Raw genomic sequence first — 25,328 nt, forward strand, 5'->3', positions numbered from 1 at the left:
ACGCCCCATGCTCCTCATCTCTGCCGCCACCCTTGGCCTGCTCGCCACCATGACGCAAACCTCCAGATTGCGGCCCCGCAGCCGGTACCCCTTGTTCATCGCTGCCGCCTTGCTGACCCTGGGGCTTGCCGGACTTGCTGCCGCCATCGCCTGGGGCGGCCCCCACGACATCCCGCCACTGTCCAGCATCAACAATCCGTTCAAGGGCGTGGACTACGGCGGTGTTCCACCAGTCCAGCGCTACACAGCGCGCGACGGTACTTCACTGGCGTGGCATGGCTACAGCCCCAGTCCGGCAACAGCAGCCACACCACAGCGCCGGGTGGTATTGGTGCATGGGTCTTCCGCACGCGGGCAGTCCAACCACGTGCTGGCACAGGCGCTGGCGGCTGAGGGCTATGCCGTGGCATCCCTGGACATGCGGGGGCACGGCGCGTCCGGCCCCAGGGGCCAGGCCGCGTACATCGGCCAGATGGAAGACGACATCGAGGACTTTCTGCGCGCCGTGCCGCACGCTGGCCCGCAAACGCTGATGGGGTTTTCGGCAGGCGGCGGGTTTGCGCTGCGTTTTGCGGGCAGCGCGCGGCAGGACCTGTTCGACCGCTATGTGCTGCTTTCGCCTTTTTTGCACCACAACGCCCCCACATCGCGGCCTGACAGCGGCGGCTGGGTGTCGGTGGGCCTGCCCCGCATGGTCGCCATCACGCTGCTCAATCAGATCGGCATCACCCGGTGGAACCACCTGCCCGTGCTGAGCTTTGCCCTCAACGACGTAGCCCGCGAGCTGCTCACGCCCCGCTATTCGTACACGGTGGCCACCAACTTTCGACCCCACGACGACTACCAGGCCGACATCCGCAATGCCCGGGGCACGGTCTGCATCGTGGCCGGGCAGGACGATGAGCTTTTTTACGCCGACCGCTTTGCCGACCTGTTTGCCCAGGCGGGCAAGCCTGTGCTCGTGACCCTGGTGCCCGGCGTGAACCACATGGGGCTGACGCTGGACGCCCAGGCTGTGGCCACGGTGGCGCGCCACGCCTGCCCGGCGTAGCCCGCCCCTAGAATCCCTGCAGCGCCCCGAGCTTTTCACCCCCGACCGCCCCGCCATGACCTCCCCTCTTAGCCCCGAAGAAATCGAAACGCTGGCCCGCCGGCGCGCCAGCGCCAAGCTGGGTTGGTACGTGCACGCTGCGGCGTTCGTGCTGGTGAACGCGCTGCTCTTTGCCATGTCGCGCTACGCATTCGGTACGCGCCCCTGGTCGATCTATCCACTGCTGGGCTGGGGCCTGGGGCTGGTGCTGCATGGGGTGTCGGTGTTCCTGCTGGGCAGCGGCGACGGCCTGCGCGAACGCATGGTGCAGCGCGAGCGCGAAGCCCTGCAGCGCGAACAAGCCCAAAAGCAGCAAGATCAGCACCGGCCATGATGCTGCGACGCCCCTTCAACGGCATCAGCAAGCTGCGGCACTTCCTTCAGGTGCTCGCCTTCACCCTGGTCGTTGCGACTATCCAATATGCCTTCATGCCCGACAAGCCCTACGGGCCGCCGGTGGTGTATTCGATACTGATCGGCACCTTCACCTGGGCCGTGATCGACCTGGGGCGCGAATTGATACCGTCTGCCGCCGAAACGGGCTGGCCGCATGGGTGGCAAGGCATGGCGCTGGTGGCGGGGGGCATCGTTGTGGGGTACGTGGCAGGCACGGCGCTGGCCAACGCCTTGTGCGTGTACTACTTTCACTTCTACCCACCGGGCACGTCCACTACCGGGTCTGACCAGCGCACATCCATTCTCATCACGGCCATTGCCGGGCTGGTGGGCAGCTACTACTTCTACGCCATCCACAAATCGGCGTATCTGGAAGACAAGATGGCCGAGGCGCGCATGCACGCGAGCGAGGCGCGCCTGAAGCTGCTGGAAACCCAGCTCGAACCGCACATGCTGTTCAACACGCTGGCCAACCTGCGCGTGCTGATCGGCACAGACCCCGCGCGTGCGCAGGAGATGCTGGACCGCATGATTGCCTACCTGCGCGCCACGCTCACCGCGTCGCGCAGCACCCAGCACCCGCTGTCCAACGAGTTTGACCGCCTGCGCGACTACCTGGAGCTGATGGCGGTGCGCATGGGCCCACGCATGGCCTACACGCTGGACCTGCCCGAGGCACTGCGGGATGTGCCCGTACCGCCACTGCTGCTGCAGCCCCTGGTGGAAAACGCCATACGCCACGGCCTGGAGCCCCAGGTGGAAGGCGGCCACATCACCGTGCGTGCCAGCACGCGCCCGGGCGCCAATGGCCCGCTGCTGGTGATCGAGGTCAACGACACCGGCGTGGGCCTGCCCGGCACCCTGCCCACGCCGGGCCCCGGTCAAAGCTTTGGTCTGACCCAGGTGCGCGAACGCCTGGCCACCTTGCACGGCGCATCAGGCACTCTTGATTTGATAGCTGCTAGCGCAGGTGGGACAAGCGCTAGCGTCGTTTTTCCTTTGAAATCCGCTCCAAGCCCATGAACCAACCCGCCCCCCGCGCCCTGATTGCCGAGGATGAACACCTGCTGGCTGCCGCACTGCAGCAGGAGCTGGCCCGCGCCTGGCCCGCGCTGCAGATCGCCGCGACCGTGGGCGACGGCCTGTCGGCCGTCAGGCAGGCGCTGGCCCTGCTCCCCGACGTGCTCTTCTTTGACATCCGCATGCCGGGCCAGAGCGGGCTGGATGCCGCCGTGGAACTGGCCGACGCCTGGCCCGACGACAAACCGTTTCCCGCACTCGTATTCGTGACGGCCTACGACCAGTACGCCGTGCAAGCGTTTGAAGCCCAGGCTGTGGACTACCTGCTCAAGCCCGTGCAGGCGGCCCGGCTGCAAAAAACAGTGCAAAAACTGCAACTAGCGCTTATGAATAAAGCGCAACTAGCTATCAATTTAGAAGCAACCATGGAGCAGCTGCGCCACCTGCTGGCAGCGCCCGGCATTGCCTCGCCATCCGCTGCAGCGGCACCAAGCAGCACCGCCCCCCTCACCCTCATCCAGGCCAGCAGCGGCAGCCAGATCCACATGGTGCCGGTGGCCGACGTGCTGTACTTTGAAGCGGCCGACAAATACGTGCGGGTGCTGACTGCGGCGCGCGAGTACCTGATCCGCACGCCCCTCAAGGAGCTGACGAGCCAGCTTGATACGCAGGTGTTCTGGCAGATACATCGCAGCACCCTGGTGCGCGCCAGCGCCATCACCACGGTGACGCGCGACGAGGCGGGCAAGCTGCATCTGGAGCTGGCGGGCCGGACCGAGAAGCTGCCCGTGAGCCGCCTTTACGCGCACCTTTTCAAGGCGATGTAGTCCCCGAGTTACCGATTGGTGGCCAGCAGCAGGCCACCCGCCCCCATGAAGAACCCGCCGGTGGCCTTGTTGAGACGCACCACACCCCGTGAGGTGCGGATAAACCGGCGGATCTGCCGGCCCCCCGCCGCATACACCGCCGTGGAGACAAACTCAGCCCCCAGGTACACCGCCCCCAGCACCACAAACTGGCGCAGGGCCGGCTGGCCGGGGTCGATGAACTGCGGAAAGACCGCTGCAAACAGGATGATGGCCTTGGGATTGGTGATGCCCAGCAAGAACTCCTGCGCGATGAGCGACTGCAGGCGCACCGGTGCACCGCCCGCTTTGACCGCACCTCCGTCTGCGCCATCCACCACATCCAGCCCGCTGAACTCGCGGCTGCGCCACGCGCGCCAGCCCAGCCAGAACAGGTAGCAGGCCCCTACCCACTTCACGGCCGTGAAGGCCGCCTCGGACGCCAGCAGCATGGCCCCCAAGCCCACCGCAGACACCGTCAGGAAAATCGCGAACGCAGCCACCCGCCCCAGCGTCGCCACCATGGCCGCACCAATCCCCGCGCGAATGCCGTTGTTGAGGCCACAGAAATTGTTGGGGCCGGGCGTGAGCGCAATGGCAACCGCCACCGGGGCAAAAAGAAGCGCGTCCATGGAACAGTCCTTCAGAGAACGGGAAAACACCCGATAGCGGCCCAGTCTAAAACAAGCGGGGGCGGAAGGCGCAGGCGCTCGGTGCCCCGGACACCAATCAACTGTTCAGTTCCACCACCGTGCCCCAGGGCACGCCTGGCAAAGCCTCGTAGTGCGCCACGACCACCACGCGCCCGGGCTGGCCCGCCACCTGCGCCAGGGCGCGGCCCAGGTAGGTGGCCGACGGCTTGTCCAGCCCGCCCACAGGCTCGTCGATCAAGGTCAGCGGCGCGCCCGAGGCCAGCGCCCCGGCCATGAGCACCTTGCGCTTGCTGCCGGTGGACAGCGCATAGAACGGCTTGTCCAGATGCTCGTGCAGCGTGAAGCCTTCAATGTGCGTGGCCAGCGCTGCCGCATCCCACAACGGGTAGTGCGCGGGCAGGCTGTCCAGCCAGCCACTGGCGGTGAGCTTGTCCAGGTCACCAGCACGAGGATCGACCCAGAACACCATTTGCGCAAAGGCCTTGGGCGCGTCGCTCAGGCGCACACCCTGCAGAGTGATGCGCCCGGCCAGTGCCGTGAGTTCACCCGCAAGCAGGCGCAGCAGCGTGGTCTTGCCACTGCTTTCGTCGCCACGCACCAGCGCCAGGCCTGCGGGCAGCGCCACCGACCACTGGTTGAGCACCCCACATTCGGGGTAGGCAAAACACAGCCCCTCCACCTGCAACACCACGTTCTCAGACATCCTGCTTCCTTGGGTTTATTGCGCAGGACATTCCGTACAAGCCTGCGCCGGTCCAGGATTCTAGAGAGCGGTCGAGTGGGTCTCGGCTTTGCGCCGCCACCATGCCCACAACCAGCCACCGGTCTGGTTGACCACCAGGCCACACAACACTGCGGCTGCGCCCGCCCACTGCAGCGGCAAGGGCGTTTCGCCCAAAAACGCATACGCAGCCCACAGCCCCACCACCGGCACCAGCAGCGAAAACGGCGTGACCCGCCCGGCCGCGTGGCGTTGCAGCAGCTGCGTCCACAGCGTGTAGGCCAGCAAGGTGGCCAGCAATGCGAGGTAAAGCACTGCGAGCAAAGCCCTGCCGTCCACCGCCTGCAATTGCGCCACGACACCGCTGGCGCCTTCGGTCCACACCGCCAGCGCAAAGAACGGAACGATGGGCACCACGCTGCTCCACACGATGAACGGAAACGGCGCGTAAGCCCCTGCCTGCGCAGCGCGGCGTGCCACCAGGTTGGACACCGCCCACATGAAGGCCGCGCCGAGGGTGAGCACAAAACCGGCCAGCGTCATCTGCCCGGGCCCTTCTCCATGGGCAAGACCAATGGTCATGAGCCCGCCAAACGCCAGCAGCAGCCCCCACCACTGCCAGGGTTTGGCGCGCTCACCCAACAAAGGGGCGGCCAGCAGCAGCGTAAAAAACGCCTGTGTCTGCATGACCACCGAAGCCATGCCCGCCGTCATGCCCAGCTGCAGACCCAGGAACAGAAAGCCGAACTGCCCCAGCCCCTGCGCCAGCCCATAGCCCACCACAAAGCGCCAGGGCATGGATGGGCGGGGCACGAACAGCAGAAACGGCAGGGATGCCGCAGTGAAACGCAGGGCACCCAGCAGCATGGGGCTGAGCCCCTGCAAGCCCAGCTTCATCACCACAAAGTTCAGCCCCCAGATGACCACCACGGCCAGCGCGCGCAGCAAGTCGCCACGGCTCAGCGCCCGCGCCGTCATGCAGCCACCGCCGCAGCCACAGCCACCGGCCGCCCTTGGCGCGCCCGGGCAGCCACAAAGGCTTCGAACGCCTCTGCGCTGGTCTTGCCGGGCACGTAGCCCAGCACCTCCTTGAGCGCGGCATTGAGCAGCACGGGGCGATAACGCAGAAAATCCAGCTGCTCGGGCCCGTAGCGGCTCAGGCCCAGCGCGGAGCCCACCGCCAGCGCGGCACGCAGCAGGCCCGCAGGCAACTCCAGCACCGGTTTACCCAGGCGCCGGGCGATCTCGCGCAGCGGCAGCGCACCATCGCCCGCCAGGTTGAAACAGCCAGCGCGCTGCGTGCGCAACGCATGCAGGATGGCGCCGGTCACGTCCTCGTCCCAGATGAAAACAAACGGGCTCTCGCTGCCACGGATGGCCAGCAGGCGGCGTTTGTCGAACAGCGCGGTGATCTGGTTGTCCACCCGCTCGCCCAGGATGGTGCCGATGCGCAGCACCGTCTGCGCCAGCGCGGGGTGGTCCGCGCGGTACTGCGCCAGCATCTCTTCCACCAGCCGCTTGTGGTGGGCATAGGCAAAAACCTCATTGCCGCGCAGCGCATCGGTCTCCCGCAGCCAGGCCGGGTTGTCGACGTGGTAACCATAGGCCGCGCCGCTGGAGCTGACCACAATATGTTTCACCCCCGTGGCCACGCAAGCGTTGAGCACATTCTGGCTGCCCAGCACATCCACGGAGTATTCGAATTCGCGGTTGGATCCTTTGCCCGGCGTGACGATGGAGGCCAGGTGCACCACGCTGTCGATGGCATGGTCGGCGAGCGTCTGCGCCAGCGCGGGGTCACGCACGTCCTGCACCAGATAGATCACGTCAGGCAGGCGGCGCTCGGCAGGCACCTCGCGCACATCGGCCGCCACCAGCGTGTGCACACCCTCGCGCGCAAGGGCGGCCACTACACCCTGGCCCAGAAAACCGTCGGCCCCGGTCACCAGGATGTGGCGCGTTGCCAATGAAGAAGCCGTCATGCGCCGTGCTCCTTGGCCGAAGCCCCCAGCGGCACCACCGCAGGTCTGCGGCCCCACCATCCCGCCAGCGCCAGGCCGGCAATGATGTCCCAAAAGCCCCAGACACCCGCCACCACGGCCATGCCCCCCAGTCCTCCAAAAAAACTGAAGATCAGCACCAGGCCCAGGCCCGCGTTGCGGATGCCCACCTCAATGCTCACCGCGCGCCGGTCGTAGTCCGACAAGCCGCTGAGCCGCGCGCAGGCGTAGCCGGTGCCAAAGGCCAGCGCGTCATGCAATACCACGGCCAGCAGCACCAGCCCCACGTAGTCGAGGAAGTAGCGCCAGTTGCCCGCCACGGCCCCGACGATGAAACCGATCAGGCAGACAAAGCTGAGGATGCGCACGGGCTTGTTCACCCGCTGCGTGAAACGCGGCAGCTTCTCCGCACACAGAATGCCCAGTGCAAACGGCAGCCCGATGATGGCGACGATGTGCCCCGCCATCTCCAGCGGGTCGAGCGCAATGCTGCGCAACAACGGTGCCGCCGTGGGGTGCAAACCGCCCCAGAACGCGAAGTTGAGCGGCATAAGCACAATCGCGAGCGCGTTGGAGATCGCCGTCATCGACACCGACAGCGCCACATTGCCCCCGGCGCGGTGCGTGAGGATGTTGCTCACATTGCCCGGCGGGCAGCAGGCCACCAGGATCATGCCCAGCGCAATGCTGGGGCCGGGCTGGAGCAGCAGCGTGAGCGCAAAGGTCACGGCAGGCAGCACGATGAACTGCGCCGCAATGCCCACTGCCATGGCTCCGGGCATGCGCAGCACGCGCTTGAAGTCGGCCACGCGCGTATCGAGCGCAATGCCGAACATGAGAAAACCCAGCACTACATTGAGCGCCACGAGCGATGCAGGGTTGAAGTTGAGGCGTATTTCGTCGACGGGCAGCATAGATAACCTTTGAGTTCAGTTCTTCACCGCGTATTGCGCAACGCGCAACGCACGAGACTGTCGCAGCGACAGCGCGGGACGCCGAGCAAGGGCCGCCCCGCAGCGAGGGCGTCGTCCCCTTGCCCGCAGTGCGCAGCGCTGCGAGAGCGGGGGGAAGGCGCGCAGCGCCTCAGGGGGGCTTTCATGCCAGGGCAGCGGCCGCTGCCCGCACCGCGTTGCGGTAGGTGTCCTTGTGCACGTAGTACGCCATGCGTTCGAGCTTCAGGTACTTGAAGCCACCCGACAGATCGGGTGGAGGCCCGGCCTTGGCCTGGCGCAGGGCCTCGGCGCGCGGTGATCCTTCTGACTGCGCCTTGAAAAAGCGCGCTACCAGCTCCGCTTGCTCGTAACGGCCCTGCCAGCCGATGCCGCTGGCCTCGATCATCCCCATCACCGCCAGATTGTCGAAGCGCGGCGACAGGATGTTGAGGTACAGCTGCGGCGCCATGCCGTTCCAGTTGAGCAGGCTGTGGTCGATAAAAGGGTAGTGCAGCTTGTAGCCGGTGGCGCAGAGCACGAGGTCGTAGTCTTGCGCGCTACCGTCCTTGAAAAACACGGTGTGGCCCTGCAGGCGCGCAATATCGGGCTTCACATGAATGTCGCCGTGACCCAGGTGGTGCAGCACCAGCGAGTTGACCACGGGGTGCGATTCGTACATCTTGTAATCGGGCTTGGGCAGGCCAAACCGCGCCGGGTCGCCGGTGAACCACTGCAGCACCACGCTGTCGATCTTCTGCTTGAGCCAGGGCGGCATCTTGAACTTTCCCCCCAGCGTGTCGGCGGGCTGGCCGAACACGTATTTGGGGACGAAGTAGTAGCCGCGCCGCACCGACAGATCCACGCTGCGCGCGTAATGCACCGCATCCACGGCTATGTCGCAGCCCGAGTTGCCCGCGCCCACCACCAACACGCGTTTGCCCTTGAACAGCTCGGCGCTTTTGTAGGCGCTGGTGTGCAGCAGTTCGCCATCAAACTGGCCTTCAAAGCGCGGCATGTTGGGCTCGGCCAGCGTGCCATTGGCAATCACCACGCCCTTGAACTCTGCGGTCTGCGCGGGTCCGCCGTGCTGGCTCCAGGTGACGCGCCACAGCGGCGCTGCGCCCTCGCCCACGGGCTCGACCTTCAGCACGCGGGTACCAAACCAGTAGTGCGGGCGCAAACTAAAGTGCGCGGCAAAGTCCATGAAGTACTGCCGCATCTCGCGTTGGCTGGGGTAGTCGGCCACCTCGGGTCGCATGGGGAATTCGGTGAACTCCGTGGTGTGTTTGCTGGAGATGAGGTGCGCGGACTCATACACCGTGCTGCGCGGGTTCTCGATGTTCCACAGGCCGCCCACGTCGGTGTGTGCCTCAAAGCCCTGGAAGGGCACGCCCAGCTTTTGCAGGTTGCGCGCAGCCGCCAGGCCACTGGGGCCTGCGCCTATCAGAGCGATCTGGGTGCGGGTATCTGCCACAGTGGGTGTTGTCTCCGTTGTCATGCGTTTTTGCTTTCGTTGTGTATCGGCGTCTCTGTAGGCAACGGCAGGCCCGGAATGGCCGTGGCCCCCGCCTCGCCCACGCGCGGCTTGCGCGGCTGGCCCAGCAGAAGTCGGTCGTGCAGGGCGTCGGGCAACAGGTTCAGCAAGCGGGCCAACCAGCCGATGCGCGCGGGCAGCACGATGTGGGTACGACCTTGCGCGACGCCCGCCAGCAGAGCCCGGGCAGCGGCTTCGGGCTCCATCAGGCCCGGCATGGCAAAACGATTGCCCGCCGTGAGCGCGGTGCGAAGGTAGCCAGGGCTCACCGTGCTGACCACAATGGATTCGCCGCGCAGCTCGGCACGCAGGCTCTCCAGGTAGCGGATGAGCCCGCCCTTGCTCGCGCAATAGGCACCGTTGCCCGGCATGCCGCGCCAGCCCGCAATGCTGGCCACACCCACCAGGGCGCCGCGCCGCTGAGCGCGCATGGCTTTCACAAACGGCTGAAAGGTGGTGGCCGCGCCCAGCAGGTTGATCTCCAGCATACGGCGCAGCACCGCGAGGTCGTCGGCTTCGGCAGTGTCAAAGCCGCCTGCCACGCCCGCGTTGGCAATCACGAGGTCGGGCACCGCGCCCGAGCGCGCCATCCAGTCGGCCGCCATGGCCTGCATCGCGGTGCTGTCGGCCACATCGGGCGTGTACACCGCGCAGCGCCCAGGCGCCAGCGCAGCCAGTGCCTGCAACGTGGGCAAGTGAAGCCCCACCAGCGCCACGGCGGCGCCCTGGCCGATCAGCTCCCGCGCCAGGGCCTGGCCCAGGCCACCACAAGCGCCGGTGAGTACCGCGTTCTGAAAAGTCGCCGCCATGAGCACCCCGTGAAATGTTGGTTTGCAGCTTAGCCACAATGCTCAATAATCCCGAAATGTTTTATGGATTCGTCTCGAATTCCGGGATTTGTGACCAACTCATCCCCCAGCCTGCGCCTGTTTGAACTGCTGGAAATCATGTGCGCCCATGGCCGCCCGTTCAGCCTGGCGGACGCCATCGAGGCCACAGGCTGGCCCAAACCCAGCGTGCACCGCATGCTGGGCCAGCTCGAAAGCGGTGGCCTACTGGCGCGCGAGCCCGATGGGCGCCGCTACACCCCCGCACCCCGCCTGCTGCGCCTGGCCGAAAGCACGCTCAGCGCGGGCACCCAGCATGGCGTGCGCCATGCGGTGCTGCGCCAGCTGGTGGCCGATATTGGCGAGAGCTGCAACCTCACGGCGCTCAGCGGCGCCGAGGTGATCTACCTGGACCGCGTGGAGTCGGCCTTTCCGCTGCGCATGGAGCTGCGGCCCGGCACGCGCGTGCCGATCCACTGCTCGGCCAGCGGCAAGCTGTTTCTGGCCCACCTGTCGGCCGCGCGCCGAGCGGCGATCCTGGACGGCCTGCCGCTGACCCGCCACACGGCCACCACTTTGACCGACCGCACCGCCCTGGAGGCCGAGCTGGAGCAGATTCTGCGGCAGGGTTACGCCACAGACGCCGAAGAGTTTGTGGATGGCCTCGTCTGCGTCGCCGTGCCTGTGTTGGGCAGCGGTCGGCGCCAGGTACGCTGCGCGGTGGCGCTGCAAGCACCGGCGGCACGCATGCCGCTGGCGCAGGCGCTACAGCAGGTGACCCGCCTGGGCGAAGCCGCCCAGGCGCTGGGCCGCACCTGGACATGACATCGCTTGAACGGACACCATGAACCTGAACTACCTGGATTTTGACTACAGCGAAGACGCGGACGACGTAGGTACGTTTGACGCCATGGCGAGCGTGCAGCCCGCGCAGATTCCCGCATTACATGCTGAGATCAGCGCCGTGCTGGTCTGGGCGCACCAGCATTGGCCCGATGCCTGTGGCCCGTCGGAAGATGGGGGCATATGGCACTACGACTTGCAGGGCGTGCAGGAGGTCAGCACACCGCTGGTGCTGACGTTTGATGACACCGCCGGGCAACTGCGCGCGGCGGCAGGCAACCCCGCCCCACCCCGGACCACGATCACCTTGACAATCAGCGGAAATGCTGACTTTTGCGGTGCGTTGCGCGACGCCTTCGCGATCGAATAGCCTCCATAGCCCCAATTACCAGCAAAAGCCCCACGTTGCGAACAGGTTAGCGCGTCGGCAAGCGGCAATCTCTCGGGCATCGCTACAGTTGCGACTCCTCAGTTCAACTCAAGACCGGAGAGTTTCATGCTGTCACGCCGCCACTTCCTGGGTGCAAGCCTGGCCACCACCGTTTACGCAGCGGGCTCGTTTGTCCCCGTGTGGGCCCAGAACGCGCCCAACTTCGGAACCCCCACCTTGCCCAGCCCCGGCTTTCGCCGCATGAAGGTGGGCGATGTGGAGGTGATTGCGCTGAACGATGGCATCACGCGCCGCCCGCTGGGAGAGGAATTTGTGAAGAACGCGCCGCTGACCGAGGTGCGTGCGCTGCTGGCATCGCAAGGACTGCCCACCGACTACATCGACGTGCCCTACACACCCTTTCTTGTGGTGGCAGGCGCGCGCAAGATCCTCATCGACACCGGCTTGGGCGAGTTTGGTGGCGCCACCACCGGCAAGCTGCTCGACAGCCTGCGCGCGGCGGGCATGCAGGCTGCCGACATCGACACCGTGCTGATCAGCCACTACCACGGCGACCACATCAACGGCATCCGCAACAAGGCCGGTGAGTTGGTTTTCCCCAAGGCCAAGGTGATGGTGCCTGCCGCCGAACACGCGTTCTGGATGGACGACGCCCGCATGGCCGCTGCGCCCGCAGGCATGAAGGGTGCATTCGATAACGTGCGCCGCACCTTTGCCACCATGCCCGCAGACACGCTGGTGCAGTTTGCGGCCGATGAGGAAGTGGCGCCGGGCATCAAGTCAGTGGCGGCCTATGGCCACACGCCAGGCCATACGCTGTTTGAGCTGACATCCTCGGGCCAGAAGTTCTTTTATGTCGCGGACCTGACCAACGTGCCTGCACTGTTCGCACGCAATCCCGACTGGGCTGTGACCTTTGACATGGACGCCGAGGCTGCGCGCAAGGTGCGGCGCGATGTGTTCCAGCGCATCACCGCCAGCAATGCCATGCTGGGCGGCTTCCACTTCCCGTTCCCTGCGTTTGGCCGCATGGCGGCTTCTGGCAATGGCTATGCCTTCCAGCCTGCCGCCTGAGCCCCGCATTGCACGCCGTGCGGTGCTGGGCGCCGGGCTGGCCTTGGCCAGCCTGCGTGGCTGGGCGGCGCAAGACGCGGATGCCGAAGCCTTGTTGCGCAAGGGCGGGGTGGTGGCAGCCTTCCGCCACTCGCTGGCCCCCGGCACGTTTGACCCCCCAGGACTCCGCCTGGGTGACTGCAGCACCCAGCGCAATCTGAGCGAAGAAGGCCGCGCACAGGCACGCAGCGTGGGCGCGTGGTTTCAGCAGCGGCAACTCCAACCTGGCAAGGTTTTATCAAGCCCCTGGTGTCGCTGCGTGGACAGCGCCACCCTCGCCTTTGGTACGCCGCAGGTCTGGGCGGCACTCGGGTCGCCCCGGGGTAGCCCGGAGACCACCGGTGCGGCCCACCTGCGTGAACTGCGTACAGCGCTGGCCACAGCGTCGTCCCAGCCCGGTCGTTTCGAAGTGTGGTTCACCCACATGTTTGTGCTGTCCGACCTGGCAAATACCAACACCAGCTCGGGCGAAGGACTGATTCTCCGGGCAGATCGCAGTGGCAACGTCGAGGTCCTGGCGCGTCTTGCCATACCCGCCTGACGGGGTGACCTGGCGGCTTCCCGCGAATGGGTAGCGGGCGGGCATGGCGCCGGGGCGTCCGCCTACATCGGGCGCGGGGGAAAGGACTATCCTCAAGCCACGCTGCTGTGCCGGATGCCCCGGAACGCGGCGCACGAAGGACATGCCCATGGCAAACACCCAAAGCCCTCCCCCGCAGTCAAATACCCGCAACGCTGCCACCTGGCCTGCCCCCTACCCCGCTCAGCAAGTCGGCACAGTCCCTGCAGACCAGCCAAGCCATGATCGCGTACGCATGGAGCTGCAGATTGATCTGAGCTACGAGGTGGACCAGCATGGTGCCGACTTTGTCTTCAACATCCACGCGGCGCAGACACCCAACCAGTCGGTAAGCGCAGAGCGCCTGGTCATCAACCAGCCCATTGCCCACCACATTCATACCGATCCAGCCACGGGCAACCGCTACCTGCGGCTGCATGGCGAGCCCGGCACGCTGGAGCTGTCGTATTCAGCCACGGTCGATATCAACCACTACCGCATCGACCCCTCCCAATTGGCAGAAGTACCGGTGCGGCGCCTGCCGCAAGAGGTAATGGGCTACATCTACCCCAGCCGGTATTGCCAGTCCGACCGGCTGCTGCGCCTGGCGACGAACGAGTTTGGTGCGCTGTGGCAAGGGCACAGCCGCGTGCAGGCGATCTGCGACTGGGTGCAGCGGCACGTGGCGTTCACCTCCAACACTTCCAACTCCAACACCTCTGCGGTGGACACGCTGGTGGAGCAGGTGGGCGTGTGCCGTGACTTCGCCCACCTCATGATTGCCTTGTGCCGCGCCATCAACATCCCGGCCCGCTTCACCACCGGAACCGACTACGGCGCTGACCCGGCCCTGGGCCCCCCCGACTTTCATGCCTATGTGGAGGTGTACCTGGGCGACCGCTGGTACATCTTTGACCCGTCTGGCACGGCGATCCCCATGGGCCTGCTGCGGTTTGGTGTGGGGAGGGATGCGGCAGATGTGGCCTTTGCCACGATCTTCGGTGGCGTGTGGGCCAAGCCCCCCGTGATCCGTACGATGGCCATTCAGGATGCCGCGCGGGGTTTTGAGTTGCCCCGCCACTGCACACAAGCGCTGTCCACCGACCACGGCGCAGGTGTGGCGGCGGGTGTGGCCGCAGGTTTTGTGGCGGCCTGAGCACCCACAAAACACCTGCCAAACACCTTTGAAAGCCCGGCAACCCGGCTGTGGCCTAAAATCTCTCCTTTTTCCACCAACTCAGAGACCTACCATGGGCAACAAGATCGTCACCGAAGCAGACCGCAAGCGCACCCCCCGCCCTACGCCCGTGCCCGGCTACACACTGGCCACTCCCGGCCGTGGCCAGCGCGTGAGCCTGGAACGCGGTGTGGCAACCCGCAGCAAGAAGAACCCTGGCAAGCGCTCCAAGAAGGGCGGCTGATCGCCAGATCGCCACGGGCCGACTGCGGTTGGTTCTTTGCAAAAAAGCCCTCGCCAGAGGGCTTTTTGCTTTCTGGGGCTTTCACACCACCCGGCCGGTGGCGCCTTGCTCCGGCAACCTGTGCCAATATTCACCCATGATCACCGTCCACCACCTCGAAACCTCGCGCTCGCAGCGCGTTCTCTGGCTGCTCGAAGAACTGGGTGTTCCCTACGAGCTGAAAATCTACCAGCGCGACAAGGCCACCAAGCTGGCCCCGCCCGAACTCAAGAAGATCCACCCGCTGGGCAAATCGCCGGTGATCACCGACGGCAAAGAGGTCATCGCCGAGTCGGGCGCGATCATCGAATACCTGGTGGAAACCTACGGAGCCCAGGCGGGCGGCGACCTGGCCCACCTGCAGCCCGCGCCGCGCACGCCCGAGTACCGCCAGTGCCGCTTCTGGATGCACTACGCCGAGGGCTCGCTCATGAACTGGCTGGTGATGAAGCTGGTGTTCATGACCATCCCCACCCAGCCCATGCCGTTCTTTGTGAAGCCAATTGCCAAGGCGCTGTGCGGCAAGGTGCAAGAGAAGGTGATTGACCCGAACGTGAACACCGCGCTCGACTTCATGGAGGCACACCTGGGCACGCACCGCTGGTTTGCAGGCGAGCACCTCACCATGGCCGATTTCCAGATGAGCTTTGCCGTGGAGGCCGCCCTGTCACGCGCCAGCAAGGCCGGTGCGTGCCCCAACCTTCAGGCCTACCAACAACGCATGCAGGCACGCCCCGCCTACCAACGCGGCATTGCCAAGGGTGGCCCGGTGGTGATGTCCGCCTGAACACAGCCGGGATCAAAGACATGCAGGATCGCGTCGCCACGTACTCCGTGCTTTTTGTGTGCATGGGCAACATCTGCCGCAGCCCCACGGCCCACGGCGTGTTCCGGCACAAGGTGGTTCACAGTGGTTTGGCCAGCCAGGTGCGTGTGGACTCGGCAGGAACCCACAACTACCACCCCGACAAGGCGCCGGATCACCGCACCCAACGCCACGCAGCGCAACGGGGCTACGACCTGTCGGATCTGCGCGCTCGGCAGATGCTGGCCAACGACTTTGAACGCCACGATCTGGTTCTGGCGATGGACTGGGACAACCTGGCCCTTGCGCAAGACCTTTGCCCACCCGAACACGCCCGCAAGTTGCGCCGTATGACAGAGTTCTGCCAACGGTTCGACAGCCCCGTGGTGCCCGATCCTTACTACGGCGGGGCCGCTGGTTTTGAGGAGGTGCTGGACCTGGTGGAAGACGCCTGTGATGGCCTGCTGCACCATGTGCGGCAGCAGTTGCAGCTGCGGTCCAGGCCGCTTTAGCACTACGCGGCGCGCACCCCACACACCAGCGCACCGGGGTCGTTGTGCGCCAGCTCCCGGTCATTCTTGGCCTGGGCCACCTCCATGTCGCGCGGCAGGGTGACGCCATTTTTGACAGCCAAAATTTCGGCCATCACACTCACCGCAATCTCGGGTGGTGTCTTGCTGCCGATGTAGATGCCAATCGGCCCGCGCAGGCGGGCCAGGCTCTCCTCGGTCTGGTCAAAGTGTTCGATCATGCGGGCGCGGCGTGCCTCGTTGTTGCGGCGCGAGCCTATGCCGCCCACATAGAACGCATCGGTGTTCAGCGCCTCCAGCAGCGCCAGGTCATCAAGCTTGGGGTCGTGCGTCAGGGCCACCACGCAGCTGCGCCGGTCGGGCTTGAAGGCCAGCACCACATCGTCGGGCATGTCACTCACCACCGTGGCAGCGGGCACGTTCCAGCTGCCCCGGTATTCCTCGCGCGGGTCGCACACCGTTACCGCAAACCCGTTGAACAGCGCCATGGTGGCCAGGTATTCCGCCAGCTGGCCCGCGCCGATCAGCAGCATGCGGTACTCGGGGCCAAAGGTGTTGGTAAGCCGCTCGGCATCTACCACCAGCTCGGTGGGCGCTGCCGCAGGCGTTAGCGTGACCGCGCCGTCGACCAAGCGCACGCTGCGCTGCATCAGGCGCCCAGCCTCCAGCGCGGTGATCAGTGTTGCCAGGCTGTCCGGGGCCGGGTCGTACTCCAGCAGCAGCTCCAGCGTTCCGCCACAGGGCAAGCCGAAGCGGTGCGCCTCGTCTGCGGTGACGCCGTATTTCACAAACGTCGGCGGGCCGCTGGGAATGCGGTGATCCTTGTCTCCGACCGCATTCGCCGTGGGCGCGCCCTGCGCGTAGGCCTGCGTATGGCGGTCAATCAGATCGTCCTCAATGCACCCGCCCGACACAGACCCCACCACCGAACCGTCTTCGCACAGCGCCATGATGGAGCCCACCGGCCGGGGTGAAGAGCCCCACGTGCGCACCACCGTCGCCAGCAGCGCCCGCCGACCCGCAGCCCGCCAGCCTTGCAGCGTACGCAGCACCATCACATCCAGGTTTTCCATCGTTCCGTCACCAATTCATTTCAACGCTTATTCAGAAATTCCCACCTACGCGCGCTGCGTCTGAAACCGCGCTGCGCCCAGGCCAGCGCCACCGTAGATCCGGCTTTGCCGGTCCACCGGAGGCGTCCCCCCCAGGGGGATGACGCGAAGCGGCTCAGGGGGAGTCAATTGACCATCCACGCTAACAGCACCAGCGCCGCCGCGCCCACCACCCAGACCCAAACCGGAATGCCGCTGGGGGGAATATCCTCCCCCGCTGACGCCGCCAGTGCCCCAGGCTCGGTAGGCGCTTCGGAGGATGCCGCACCATCGTCTGCCGGCGCGCGCGGATGGCGGCTTTGCATTTCGTTGTCAAAGCGCTTGAAAAAATCCTCTGCCATGCTCTTGGCCGCGCCGTCGATGAGCCGCTGTCCCAGCTGAGCGATCTTGCCGCCCACCGTGGCATGCACGGTGTAGTGCAGCTCGCAGCTTTCCTGCCCAGCGGCATCCACGGGCAAAGGCACCAGTTTGACCTGCGCATTGCCCTTGCCAAAGCCTGCCACACCACCCGATCCGTCGAAGGTGATGGTGTAGCTCTCTGGCGGCACGATGTCCGACAGCGTGATCTTGCCCGCAAACTTGGCCGACACGGGGCCGATCTTGAGCGCCATGGCGACCGCGTATTGGTTGTCACCGGTCGCCTCGACCTTGTCGCAGCCGGGGATGCACAGCTTGAGCACCTCAGGATCGTTGAGCGCCTCCCAGGCCTGCTGCTGGCTCACGGCAAGGGTGCGGCTGGCTTGCATTTCCATGGTGGGTTCCTTGTGTTGTCTGGTGTTGTCTGGTTATTTCTGAAATCAGTCACTGCCGCAGCACGGCCGCCAGGCTGGCCGCCAGATCCTGCAGGCGGCTCAGGTTGTGCACGGCCACCATGCCGTGGGCCTGGCGGTGCAACTCGGCGGCGCCGCGTGCCGTGGGCGCATAGCCCTCAAAACGCAGCAGCGGGTTCAGCCAGAGCAGGCGTCCGCAATGGCGGCGCAGCCAGCCCAGTTCCTGCGCCAGCACCTCGGGCGTGCCTGTGTCCAGCCCGTCGCTGATCAGCAGCACCAGGGTGCGCCGCCCCACCAGCCTCCGGGCATGCTGCAAACGCAGCTGGGCCAGGCTGTCGCCCATGCGGGTGCCCCCCGCAAAATCATTGATGGAATGGCTGGCCACCTGCAGCATCGCGTCAGTGTCGGCCAGGCGAAAGGCGGGCGTGAGGTCGGTCAGCCCGGTGCCAAACGCAAACACGTCGCGGCGCACGGCATCGCCGGTGTGGCGCGGTGCCGTGGCGGCATGCAAAAACGCCAGCAGCAGCCGCGCGTAACGCTCCATGGAGCCGGACACATCCACCAGCACCAGCAGCGGCAGCGGTTGCTGGCGCCGCTGCAGCAGCGGGATGCGCAGCACCTCGCCCCCGTTGCGGGCCGCGTGGTGCATGGCGCCGGGCCAGTGCGGGCGGCTGCCGCGCACACCGGGGCGGGTGCGGCGGGCGGCGTAGCGCGGCAGGGGCAAGGGCACATCTCGCGCCAGGCGCTCCACCAGCAGGTATTCGCTGGCAGAGAGCTGGTTGAAGTCGGCCTGCCGCAGGCGCTGCAGGTCGCTGGCCGTCATGGCGGCGTCGAAATCGATCTTCTCGTCCTCCCGCGGCGGGGGCGCGTTGCGGGCCGCACGCACGGGGGCGAGCGCCTCGCTCACGCGCGGGCGGCGTTTGGCGGGCTCGGCCTTGGACTCAGCGCTGGGCAGCATCTGCGCCAGCAGCTTCTGCGCCACGTTGGGATTGCGAAAGTACGCGTCGAACAACTCGCGGAAGACCAACCGGTCCTGCTCGCGACTGACCAGCACGGCCTCCAGTGCGGCACTGAAATCCTCACGCCGCAGGCCCACCAGCATCACCGCCTGCTGGGCCAGCGCCATGCGGGCGGCGTCCACACACACCAGCGCGGCGCAGGGTGCGGCCAAAACCGCTCAGGTTGTCGGCGAGCTTGCCCGTGCGGGCATCGCCCAGCTGGGAGATCGTTTTGACCTCTGCCACGGTTGAGCCCTCAGGCATCGGCCTCAGCGGGTTGCAGCAACTGCGCCGCCATGTCGCGCGTGAGCGCAGCCACGTCCTCGCGCTGCTTGAACAAAATGCCTGCGGTGTCCGACACCACCTCGGGGTCCACCACGATGGTGTCGAGCGCGACCAGCGCCTTGGCCCACTCCACGCTCTCGGCAATGCCGGGCGCACGCTGAAAGGCATTGGCGAAGGGCTGGCTGCGCAGTCGGCCTACAAAATCTGCTACCTGGACGGCCAGGGCCGCACTGGCATCTGGCACCTGGGCGCGCACGATGGCCAGCTCGCGCTCGCGCTCGGGGTAGTCCAGCCAGTGGTACAGGCAGCGGCGTTTGACAGCGTCGTGCAGGTCGCGTGTGCGGTTGCTGGTGAGGATGGTGACCGGCGTGGCCGTGGCGCGCACGGTGCCGATCTCGGGGATGCTGACCTGGTACTCGCCCAGGTATTCGAGCAGGAAGGCCTCGAAGGGCTCGTCGGCGCGGTCCACTTCGTCGATGAGCAGCACGGCGCCGGGTTCTGGCGCCTGCAGTGCCTGCAACAAGGGGCGGCGAATGAGGTAGCGGTCCTGGTACACCTCGCGTTCCACCTGCGCCATGTCGGCCGTTCCTTTGCCTTCAGCAGCACGCATGTGCAGCAGTTGGGCTGCGTAGTTCCATTCGTACAGAGCCTCGCGCTGCTCCAGGCCGTCGTAGCACTGCAGGCGGATGAGGCTGCGCTCCAGCACTTCGCCCAAGGCCTTGGCCAGTGCCGTCTTGCCCACACCGGGCTCGCCTTCCAACAACAGCGGGCGCTGCAGCTTGAGCGCCAGGAACACGGCCGTGGCCAGCCGCCGGTCGGCAAAGTAGCCCACGCTCTGCAAGGCCAACACCAGGGCGTCGATGGAGGACAGCGCGGGCGCAGTCATGGGCGCAGGAGGGGAAACGTTCATTACTATGTTTTTTATAGCTACTAGCGCTTGATAGAGAAGCGCCAGAGGCCAATTTCATTCAAAAATTAACCTTGCATGCCACCCAAGGTGGTTGCAACTGGCCTCGCGGCCCCGTAGGTCGGGTTAGCACGCAGGGCGTAACCCGACACCCACGGAACGAGTGGCGCAGCAATGTCGGCTTACGCTGCGCTCACCCGACCTACGGATCTCAACCCAGCATCTGCGCCACGGCCCTTTGCGTCTGCACGCTGATCAGGTTGGCGCGATAAGCCGCACTGGCGTGGATGTCGGCGTTCAGATCGCTCGCATCAATCTTCACCGCCGCCGCCGATGCGGGCGTGAAGCTCTGGTTCAGCGCTGCTTCCAGCCCCGCATGGCGGAACACGCTGCTGGCCGCACCCGTGATGGCCACGCGCACGCCGCCATCGGTCTGCGCCACAAACACACCCACCAGCGAGAAGCGCGATGCCGCCTGCTTGAACTTGAGGTACGCCGCGCGCTTCGGAATCGGAAAGCGGATGGCGGTGATGATCTCGCCCTCTTCCAGCGCCGTGGTGTACATGCCCACAAAAAAGTCGTCGGCCGCAATCTCGCGCTGGTTGGTGATGACCGTGGCGCCCAGGCCCAGCACGGCGCTGGGGTAGCAGGCCGCAGGGTCGTTGTTGGCCACCGACCCACCCAGCGTGCCGCGTGCGCGCACCTGGCGGTCGCCGATGTGCGCGGCCAAGTCAGCCAGTGCGGGGATGGCGGCGTTGACGTCGGCACTGTTGGCCACATCCATGTGGCGCGTCATGGCGCCGATGACCAGTGCATTGCCCTCGCTGCGGATGCCCGCCAGCTCGGGAATGCTGTTCAGGTCGACGATCTTCTCGGGGTTGGCCAGGCGCAGCCGCATCGACGGCAGCAGGCTCTGCCCGCCCGCAAGCAGCTTGCCGCCCTGGGCGATGAGCTGTGCTGCGGCTGCAGTGGAGGAAGGATTTTCAAAGGTGAATGCGTACATGCTGGTTCTCCTCAAGCCTTGGCGTTCTGAATCGCTTCCCACACGCGGTGGGGCGATGCGGGCATGTCGAACTCCTTCACACCCAGCGGGTGCAGAGCATCAAGCACGGCGTTGATCACCGCCGGTGGCGAACCTATGGCGCCTGCCTCGCCGCAGCCCTTGGTGCCCAGCGGGTTGTGCGTGCAGGGGGTGCACACATGGCCCAGCTTGAACTCGGGGAAGTCATCAGCACGCGGCATGGCGTAGTCCATGAAGCTGCCGGTGAGCAACTGGCCGGTTTCGCGGTCGTACACGCAGTTTTCCATCAGCGCCTGGCCGATGCCCTGCACCAGCCCGCCATGCACCTGGCCCTCCACGATCATGGGGTTGATGATGGTGCCGAAGTCGTCCACGGCCGTGAACTTGTCCACCCGCGTGCTGCCTGTGGCGGGGTCGATTTCGACTTCGCAGATGTAGGTGCCCGCAGGGAAGGTGAAGTTGGTCGGGTCGTAGAACGCGGTTTCGTTGAGGCCGGGTTCCAGCACGTCCAGCGGGTAGTTGTGTGGCACGTAGGCGGCCAGAGATACCGAACCAAATGGCACCTTCTTGTCGGTGCCCCGCACGCTGAATTCGCCGTTGGCAAAGTCGATGTCGGCGTCGCTGGCTTCCATCAAATGCGCCGCAATCTTCTTGGCCTTGGCCTCGATCTTGTCCAGCGCCTTCATGATGGCCGCCCCGCCCACGCTGATGGAGCGCGAGCCATAGGTGCCCATGCCGAACGGCACGCGGCCCGTGTCGCCGTGCACGATGTCCACGTTCTCCACCGGGATGCCCAGGCGCGCGGCCACCACCTGTGCAAAGGTGGTCTCGTGCCCCTGGCCGTGGCTGTGCGAGCCGGTAAACACCGTCACGCTGCCCGTGGGATGCACACGCACTTCGCCGCATTCAAACAGACCTGCGCGCGCGCCCAGGGCGCCCGCGATGTTGGACGGCGCAATCCCACACGCTTCGATGTAGCTGCTGTAGCCGATGCCACGCTTCAAGCCCTTGGCCTCGCTGGCCGCCTTGCGCGCCGCAAAGCCCGCCACGTCGGCCAGTTCCTGCGCTTGCGTCATACAGGCGTGGTAGTCGCCCACGTCGTACTGCAGTGCCACGGGCGTCTGGTAGGGCCAGCTGGTGATGAAGTTACGTTTGCGGATTTCGTCCTGGCCCAGGCCCATCTCCCAGCCACAGCGCGACACCAGCCGTTCCAGCAGGTAGGTGGCCTCGGGCCGGCCCGCGCCCCGGTAGGCATCGACCGGGGCGGTGTTGGTGAACCAGGCATCCACCTCCACATAGATCTGCGGCGTTGTGTACTGGCCTGCCAGCAAGGTGGCATACAGGATGGTGGGCACGGCACTGGCAAAGGTGCTGAGGTAGGCGCCCATGTTGGCGTCGGTGTGCACGCGCATGGCCAGGAACTTGCCGTCTTTGTCCATCGCCATTTCGGCATGGCTCACATGGTCGCGGCCATGCGCGTCCGACACGAAGGACTCGCTGCGATCGGCCACCCACTTGATGTTGCGGTTGAGCTTCTTGGCCGCCCAGGTCAGGCACACGTCCTCGGCGTACAGAAAGATCTTGGAGCCAAAGCCGCCGCCCACGTCGGGCGCAATCACGCGCACCTTGTGCTCGGGCAGGCCCATCACAAAGGCGGTCATCAACAGCCGCTCGACGTGCGGGTTTTGGTTGCTGACGTACAGCGTGTACTCGTCGTTGGCGCGGCTGTAGCTGCCAATGGCTGCGCGGGGCTCCATCGCGTTGGGTATGAGCCGGTTGTTGACCAGGTCCAGTTTGGTCACATGCGCAGCGTTCGCAAATGCGGCGTCCACCGCGCCCTTGTCGCCAATGGCCCATTTGTAGCAATGGTTGTCCGGCGCTGCGTCATGCAGCCCTGCGCCCGACACGGTGCCTGCTGCGGCATCGGCCACGCTGACCACGGCGGGCAGCACGTCGTAGTCCACCTCCACCAGCTCGGCGGCATCGCGCGCCTGCTGCTGCGTGAGGGCCACGACGATGGCCACATGATCGCCCACATAGCGCACCTTGCCCTGCGCCAGGATGGGGTGTGGCGGCTCCTTCATGGGCTGGCCATCGGTGCTGGTGATGAGCCAGCCGCAAGGCAAGCCGTTGATGTTGTCGGCCGCCACGTCGGCACCAGTGAACACGCCCAGCACGCCGGGCGCGGCCTTGGCAGCTTCCACGTTGATGCTGTTGATCTTGGCGTGGGCGTGCGGCGAACGCACAAACACCGCATGGCTTTGCGCGGCCAGCACCACGTCGTCGGTGTACTGGCCTGCACCGGTCAGGAAGCGATAGTCTTCCTTGCGCTTGATGGATTCGCCGATGTGCGGCAGCTTGGAAAAGTCGGATGCACCCATGGTTCTTCTCCTTTGTGTTTAAGCCGAAGCCATGGCCTTTTGGCCAACCTGCACCGCGCGCACGATGTTCTGGTAACCCGTGCAGCGGCAAATGTTGCCTTCAAGTAGCTCGCGGATCTCGCCTTCGCTGGCGTTGGGGTGGTTCTTGCACAGGTCCACCGCGCTCATCACCATGCCCGGGGTGCAGAAGCCGCACTGAAGGCCATGGCACTCCTTGAACGCGGCCTGCATGGGGTGCATGGTGCCGTCGGGGGTGGCCATGCCTTCGATGGTGGTCACCTCGGCCCCCTGGGCCTGCACCGCCAGCATGGCGCAGGATTTGACGGCCCTGCCGTTCACATGCACCGTGCACGCCCCGCACTGACTGGTGTCACAACCCACATGGGTGCCGGTGAGCAGCAGGTGCTCTCGCAGCGCATGGACAAGCAGGGTATTGGGGGGGACGTCAACACTGGCAGCGCGCCCGTTGACCGTGAACTGGACTTGCATCTGGCTGTCTCCTGAATAGGTTTTGGCTGGACTGACCTCGCGCATCTTCAGCCGCGCCCCACCACCCATCCCTAGGGACAACCCTAGATTTCCGGCAGCCCCGGCCGGATATTCTCAAAATGAAACATGTTGCAGCGCACACCAGCGCATCATGCGCAGCTCAAGGATCCGGTTCACCATGCTGTCCTCCGCGCCCACGTCCCCCGCCCACCGCCACGCACTGATTGCACAGGCGCGCCAGAGCCTGCTGGCGGATGGCGCAGCGCCCCTGCGGGCCGAGGTGGAGCCATGGATTGCACGGTCGTGGCAACGCTGCCTGGCCCAGGGGCTCAACCCCACCCACCGCGTGGCATTTGACGCCGTCAGCGCCACGGCGCTGCGCCGCAGCCAGGAGCAAAACCACCACCTGCTGCGCGCGGCACGGCCCGTGCTGCAACAGCTCACCCGCGCGATTGCGGGCATGCACTACTTCGCCATGCTGACGGACGCACGCGGCATCGTGGTAGACGTGCAAGGCCATTGCGACCCGGGCGACCCGCGCGCCAGCGCCATTGGCCGCGTGGGCATCGACCTGTCGGAAGCGGCCGTGGGCACCACAGCCATCGGCGCTGCGCTGGCCGAACTGCAGCCGGTGTGGCTGCACCGGGGCGAACACTTCTTTGATGACAACGCCAGCTACAGCTGTGCAGGCGCACCGCTGTTCGACCCGCAGGGCCAGTGTGTGGGCATGCTGGACCTGACCGGCGTGGATGTGCCCGAGCGGCCCGAGCTGCGCCACCTTGTGGCCCGATCGGCCCGCGCCATGGAAGACGCCTTGCTGCTGCAATTGCCCCATGCCCTGCTGCTGCGCGTGAACTGGCCCGGTGGCCCGCTGGGCAGCGAGGGCGACGGCCTGCTGGCACTGGACGGCGATGGATTTGTGGTGGGCTGCAACAGCATGGCCCGCCAACTGGTGCCCCAGCCACTGCGCACCCCGGGTGCGCCCACCCACGCCAGCGACCTGCTGGCTATGCCGTGGGCCATGTTGTTCGATGCTGCGCGGCGGCACCCGGCGCAGCCGATCGATTTGCCCCTGTGGTCGGGCCTGCGCCTGCAGGCGCTAGCGCAACGGCCAGAAAACGCTCGTGGCACCAGCCAGCCTGTTGCCACCCTGTCCCCGGCGCTGGTGGGCGCCCCCCCCACCGCCGCACCGCTGCGCGAGGCCGAAACTGCCCTGATTCGCCAAGCCGTGCAAGACGCCCGTGGCAATGTGGCAGAAGCTGCCCGGGTGCTCGGCATCAGCCGCGCCACGGTGTACCGCAAACTGGGGCATCCCAAGGGGCTGTGATCGGCGGCTGCGGCACCTGCCAACAAGGCGTAGCAGATATTTGCGTCAAATTGGCCTCTAGCGCTTATTTGTCGCATCCCGTACGATCATATGGTCGCTTGTGAAACAGGTGCGGGTGGGTCTGGTGCCACTCTTTCATCGCCTGCATCGGCGTACTGCTCTTGAGCGCTGACTGCGGTAACTGGTGGTTGTACAGGGCCACATAGCGCAGCAGGGTTTGCTCCATGTCTTCGCGGCTGTTGAACCTGTGGGTCTTCAAAACGTCCGCAATGCGGCCGTTAAACCGCTCAACCATGCCGTTGGTTCTGGGCGTCCTGGG

At 65.9% G+C, this 25,328-nt stretch carries 27 protein-coding genes and 1 pseudogene; 13 read left to right on the forward strand and 15 right to left on the reverse strand.

Annotated features, from left to right (window positions below; all coding sequences use genetic code 11):
- The first annotated feature begins 7 nt into the window (after positions 1-7).
- From NFX52_RS06420 to NFX52_RS06435, 4 genes are read left to right on the forward strand one after another with little or no spacing between them, the layout of a single operon-like run.
- Positions 8-1,051 carry an alpha/beta hydrolase gene (locus NFX52_RS06420; RefSeq protein ID WP_082437396.1) on the forward strand — a complete coding sequence of 348 codons (1,044 nt, stop codon included), beginning with the start codon at positions 8-10 and terminating at the stop codon, positions 1,049-1,051.
- A gap of 55 nt (positions 1,052-1,106) precedes the next feature.
- Positions 1,107-1,424, forward strand: a complete 318-nt coding sequence (locus tag NFX52_RS06425; RefSeq protein WP_121419361.1) for a 2TM domain-containing protein — start codon at positions 1,107-1,109, stop codon at positions 1,422-1,424.
- Positions 1,421-2,509: a sensor histidine kinase gene (locus tag NFX52_RS06430; protein ID WP_055396283.1), complete on the forward strand. Its 1,089-nt coding sequence runs from the start codon at positions 1,421-1,423 to the stop codon at positions 2,507-2,509. Before NFX52_RS06425 ends, NFX52_RS06430 begins: the two co-directional genes overlap by 4 nt.
- Positions 2,506-3,333 carry a LytR/AlgR family response regulator transcription factor gene (locus NFX52_RS06435; protein ID WP_252635585.1) on the forward strand — a complete coding sequence of 276 codons (828 nt, stop codon included), beginning with the start codon at positions 2,506-2,508 and terminating at the stop codon, positions 3,331-3,333. Before NFX52_RS06430 ends, NFX52_RS06435 begins: the two co-directional genes overlap by 4 nt.
- A gap of 8 nt (positions 3,334-3,341) precedes the next feature.
- On the opposite strand, the gene NFX52_RS06440 is transcribed toward NFX52_RS06435, so the two are convergent.
- From NFX52_RS06440 to NFX52_RS06470, 7 genes are all read right to left on the reverse strand, one after another.
- Positions 3,342-3,983, reverse strand: coding sequence for a LysE family translocator (locus tag NFX52_RS06440; RefSeq protein ID WP_055396280.1), 642 nt, complete (start codon positions 3,981-3,983; stop codon positions 3,342-3,344).
- A gap of 97 nt (positions 3,984-4,080) precedes the next feature.
- On the reverse strand, positions 4,081-4,707 hold the full coding sequence (locus tag NFX52_RS06445) for an ABC transporter ATP-binding protein (protein ID WP_055396278.1): 627 nt from the start codon (positions 4,705-4,707) through the stop codon (positions 4,081-4,083).
- Positions 4,708-4,767: 60 nt separating this feature from the next.
- Positions 4,768-5,703: an EamA family transporter gene (locus NFX52_RS06450; protein ID WP_055396276.1), complete on the reverse strand. Its 936-nt coding sequence runs from the start codon at positions 5,701-5,703 to the stop codon at positions 4,768-4,770.
- Entirely contained in the window at positions 5,700-6,707 is a 1,008-nt protein-coding gene (locus NFX52_RS06455) for an NAD-dependent epimerase/dehydratase family protein (RefSeq protein ID WP_055396274.1), read from the reverse strand. Before NFX52_RS06455 ends, NFX52_RS06450 begins: the two co-directional genes overlap by 4 nt.
- Positions 6,704-7,639, reverse strand: a complete 936-nt coding sequence (locus NFX52_RS06460) for a bile acid:sodium symporter family protein (RefSeq protein ID WP_082437355.1) — start codon at positions 7,637-7,639, stop codon at positions 6,704-6,706. The genes NFX52_RS06455 and NFX52_RS06460 overlap by 4 nt, the downstream gene beginning before the upstream one ends.
- Before the next feature lie 181 nt (positions 7,640-7,820).
- Positions 7,821-9,155 (reverse strand): flavin-containing monooxygenase, encoded by a 1,335-nt coding sequence (locus NFX52_RS06465; RefSeq protein WP_055396272.1) that lies wholly within the window; start codon positions 9,153-9,155, stop codon positions 7,821-7,823.
- Positions 9,152-10,000, reverse strand: coding sequence for an SDR family oxidoreductase (locus tag NFX52_RS06470; RefSeq protein ID WP_055396270.1), 849 nt, complete (start codon positions 9,998-10,000; stop codon positions 9,152-9,154). Before NFX52_RS06470 ends, NFX52_RS06465 begins: the two co-directional genes overlap by 4 nt.
- Before the next feature lie 63 nt (positions 10,001-10,063).
- On the opposite strand from NFX52_RS06470, the gene NFX52_RS06475 reads away from it, so the two are divergent.
- From NFX52_RS06475 to NFX52_RS06510, 8 genes are all read left to right on the forward strand, one after another.
- Complete coding sequence (locus NFX52_RS06475) at positions 10,064-10,843, forward strand: IclR family transcriptional regulator (protein WP_082437354.1); 780 nt, start codon at positions 10,064-10,066, stop codon at positions 10,841-10,843.
- A 19-nt stretch (positions 10,844-10,862) separates the two neighbouring features.
- On the forward strand, positions 10,863-11,231 hold the full coding sequence (locus tag NFX52_RS06480; RefSeq protein ID WP_055396266.1) for a hypothetical protein: 369 nt from the start codon (positions 10,863-10,865) through the stop codon (positions 11,229-11,231).
- Positions 11,232-11,357: 126 nt separating this feature from the next.
- Positions 11,358-12,326, forward strand: a complete 969-nt coding sequence (locus NFX52_RS06485) for an MBL fold metallo-hydrolase (protein WP_055396264.1) — start codon at positions 11,358-11,360, stop codon at positions 12,324-12,326.
- Complete coding sequence (locus NFX52_RS06490) at positions 12,304-12,906, forward strand: histidine phosphatase family protein (protein WP_055396262.1); 603 nt, start codon at positions 12,304-12,306, stop codon at positions 12,904-12,906. Before NFX52_RS06485 ends, NFX52_RS06490 begins: the two co-directional genes overlap by 23 nt.
- Before the next feature lie 274 nt (positions 12,907-13,180).
- Entirely contained in the window at positions 13,181-14,080 is a 900-nt protein-coding gene (locus NFX52_RS06495) for a transglutaminase-like domain-containing protein (RefSeq protein ID WP_121507164.1), read from the forward strand.
- 94 nt (positions 14,081-14,174) lie between these two features.
- On the forward strand, positions 14,175-14,345 hold the full coding sequence (locus NFX52_RS06500) for a hypothetical protein (RefSeq protein ID WP_162995995.1): 171 nt from the start codon (positions 14,175-14,177) through the stop codon (positions 14,343-14,345).
- 136 nt (positions 14,346-14,481) lie between these two features.
- On the forward strand, positions 14,482-15,171 hold the full coding sequence (locus tag NFX52_RS06505) for a glutathione S-transferase family protein (RefSeq protein WP_055396260.1): 690 nt from the start codon (positions 14,482-14,484) through the stop codon (positions 15,169-15,171).
- Between the two features lie 20 nt (positions 15,172-15,191).
- Positions 15,192-15,701 (forward strand): low molecular weight protein-tyrosine-phosphatase, encoded by a 510-nt coding sequence (locus tag NFX52_RS06510; RefSeq protein WP_055396258.1) that lies wholly within the window; start codon positions 15,192-15,194, stop codon positions 15,699-15,701.
- A 2-nt stretch (positions 15,702-15,703) separates the two neighbouring features.
- Here the strand turns inward: NFX52_RS06510 and NFX52_RS06515 are convergent, their stop codons facing one another.
- From NFX52_RS06515 to NFX52_RS06545, 7 genes and pseudogenes are all read right to left on the reverse strand, one after another.
- Positions 15,704-16,792: an XdhC family protein gene (locus NFX52_RS06515; protein WP_055396255.1), complete on the reverse strand. Its 1,089-nt coding sequence runs from the start codon at positions 16,790-16,792 to the stop codon at positions 15,704-15,706.
- A gap of 164 nt (positions 16,793-16,956) precedes the next feature.
- Positions 16,957-17,583: an SRPBCC family protein gene (locus NFX52_RS06520; RefSeq protein ID WP_055396253.1), complete on the reverse strand. Its 627-nt coding sequence runs from the start codon at positions 17,581-17,583 to the stop codon at positions 16,957-16,959.
- Between the two features lie 49 nt (positions 17,584-17,632).
- Positions 17,633-18,863 (reverse strand): annotated as a pseudogene (locus NFX52_RS06525) (vWA domain-containing protein).
- Positions 18,856-19,770: an AAA family ATPase gene (locus tag NFX52_RS06530; protein WP_055396250.1), complete on the reverse strand. Its 915-nt coding sequence runs from the start codon at positions 19,768-19,770 to the stop codon at positions 18,856-18,858. The pseudogene NFX52_RS06525 and the gene NFX52_RS06530 overlap by 8 nt, the downstream one beginning before the upstream one ends.
- Positions 19,771-20,002: 232 nt before the next feature.
- On the reverse strand, positions 20,003-20,794 hold the full coding sequence (locus NFX52_RS06535; protein WP_055396248.1) for an FAD binding domain-containing protein: 792 nt from the start codon (positions 20,792-20,794) through the stop codon (positions 20,003-20,005).
- 11 nt (positions 20,795-20,805) lie between these two features.
- On the reverse strand, positions 20,806-23,193 hold the full coding sequence (locus tag NFX52_RS06540) for a xanthine dehydrogenase family protein molybdopterin-binding subunit (protein WP_207401920.1): 2,388 nt from the start codon (positions 23,191-23,193) through the stop codon (positions 20,806-20,808).
- Between the two features lie 18 nt (positions 23,194-23,211).
- Positions 23,212-23,682 carry a (2Fe-2S)-binding protein gene (locus tag NFX52_RS06545; protein ID WP_055396291.1) on the reverse strand — a complete coding sequence of 157 codons (471 nt, stop codon included), beginning with the start codon at positions 23,680-23,682 and terminating at the stop codon, positions 23,212-23,214.
- 178 nt (positions 23,683-23,860) lie between these two features.
- Here NFX52_RS06545 and NFX52_RS06550 point away from each other — a divergent pair, with 178 nt between their 5' ends.
- Entirely contained in the window at positions 23,861-25,009 is a 1,149-nt protein-coding gene (locus NFX52_RS06550) for a helix-turn-helix domain-containing protein (protein WP_055396289.1), read from the forward strand.
- Positions 25,010-25,073: 64 nt separating this feature from the next.
- Here NFX52_RS06550 and NFX52_RS06555 read toward each other — a convergent pair.
- The coding region (locus NFX52_RS06555; protein ID WP_252635586.1) for an integrase core domain-containing protein at positions 25,074-25,328 on the reverse strand (255 nt) is incomplete at its 5' end.

It is taken from the genome of Acidovorax facilis (assembly GCF_023913775.1).
Taxonomy (GTDB): Bacteria; Pseudomonadota; Gammaproteobacteria; order Burkholderiales; family Burkholderiaceae_C; genus Acidovorax; species Acidovorax facilis.

Bases quoted from the DNA above. Each gene is read 5' to 3' on its own strand.
- NFX52_RS06540 (WP_207401920.1), bottom strand. From the start codon at position 23,193: ATGGGTGCATCCGACTTTTCCAAGCTGCCGCACATCGGCGAATCCATC.
- NFX52_RS06440 (WP_055396280.1), bottom strand. From the start codon at position 3,983: ATGGACGCGCTTCTTTTTGCCCCGGTGGCGGTTGCCATTGCGCTCACG.
- NFX52_RS06450 (WP_055396276.1), bottom strand. From the start codon at position 5,703: ATGACGGCGCGGGCGCTGAGCCGTGGCGACTTGCTGCGCGCGCTGGCC.
- NFX52_RS06480 (WP_055396266.1), top strand. From the start codon at position 10,863: ATGAACCTGAACTACCTGGATTTTGACTACAGCGAAGACGCGGACGAC.
- NFX52_RS06510 (WP_055396258.1), top strand. From the start codon at position 15,192: ATGCAGGATCGCGTCGCCACGTACTCCGTGCTTTTTGTGTGCATGGGC.
- NFX52_RS06505 (WP_055396260.1), top strand. From the start codon at position 14,482: ATGATCACCGTCCACCACCTCGAAACCTCGCGCTCGCAGCGCGTTCTC.
- NFX52_RS06470 (WP_055396270.1), bottom strand. From the start codon at position 10,000: ATGGCGGCGACTTTTCAGAACGCGGTACTCACCGGCGCTTGTGGTGGC.
- NFX52_RS06465 (WP_055396272.1), bottom strand. From the start codon at position 9,155: ATGACAACGGAGACAACACCCACTGTGGCAGATACCCGCACCCAGATC.
- NFX52_RS06445 (WP_055396278.1), bottom strand. From the start codon at position 4,707: ATGTCTGAGAACGTGGTGTTGCAGGTGGAGGGGCTGTGTTTTGCCTAC.
- NFX52_RS06460 (WP_082437355.1), bottom strand. From the start codon at position 7,639: ATGCTGCCCGTCGACGAAATACGCCTCAACTTCAACCCTGCATCGCTC.
- NFX52_RS06425 (WP_121419361.1), top strand. From the start codon at position 1,107: ATGACCTCCCCTCTTAGCCCCGAAGAAATCGAAACGCTGGCCCGCCGG.
- NFX52_RS06500 (WP_162995995.1), top strand. From the start codon at position 14,175: ATGGGCAACAAGATCGTCACCGAAGCAGACCGCAAGCGCACCCCCCGC.
- NFX52_RS06530 (WP_055396250.1), bottom strand. From the start codon at position 19,770: ATGACTGCGCCCGCGCTGTCCTCCATCGACGCCCTGGTGTTGGCCTTG.
- NFX52_RS06495 (WP_121507164.1), top strand. From the start codon at position 13,181: ATGGAGCTGCAGATTGATCTGAGCTACGAGGTGGACCAGCATGGTGCC.
- NFX52_RS06515 (WP_055396255.1), bottom strand. From the start codon at position 16,792: ATGGAAAACCTGGATGTGATGGTGCTGCGTACGCTGCAAGGCTGGCGG.
- NFX52_RS06420 (WP_082437396.1), top strand. From the start codon at position 8: ATGCTCCTCATCTCTGCCGCCACCCTTGGCCTGCTCGCCACCATGACG.
- NFX52_RS06455 (WP_055396274.1), bottom strand. From the start codon at position 6,707: ATGACGGCTTCTTCATTGGCAACGCGCCACATCCTGGTGACCGGGGCC.
- NFX52_RS06430 (WP_055396283.1), top strand. From the start codon at position 1,421: ATGATGCTGCGACGCCCCTTCAACGGCATCAGCAAGCTGCGGCACTTC.
- NFX52_RS06520 (WP_055396253.1), bottom strand. From the start codon at position 17,583: ATGGAAATGCAAGCCAGCCGCACCCTTGCCGTGAGCCAGCAGCAGGCC.
- NFX52_RS06535 (WP_055396248.1), bottom strand. From the start codon at position 20,794: ATGTACGCATTCACCTTTGAAAATCCTTCCTCCACTGCAGCCGCAGCA.
- NFX52_RS06485 (WP_055396264.1), top strand. From the start codon at position 11,358: ATGCTGTCACGCCGCCACTTCCTGGGTGCAAGCCTGGCCACCACCGTT.
- NFX52_RS06490 (WP_055396262.1), top strand. From the start codon at position 12,304: ATGCCTTCCAGCCTGCCGCCTGAGCCCCGCATTGCACGCCGTGCGGTG.
- NFX52_RS06435 (WP_252635585.1), top strand. From the start codon at position 2,506: ATGAACCAACCCGCCCCCCGCGCCCTGATTGCCGAGGATGAACACCTG.
- NFX52_RS06475 (WP_082437354.1), top strand. From the start codon at position 10,064: ATGGATTCGTCTCGAATTCCGGGATTTGTGACCAACTCATCCCCCAGC.
- NFX52_RS06545 (WP_055396291.1), bottom strand. From the start codon at position 23,682: ATGCAAGTCCAGTTCACGGTCAACGGGCGCGCTGCCAGTGTTGACGTC.
- NFX52_RS06550 (WP_055396289.1), top strand. From the start codon at position 23,861: ATGCTGTCCTCCGCGCCCACGTCCCCCGCCCACCGCCACGCACTGATT.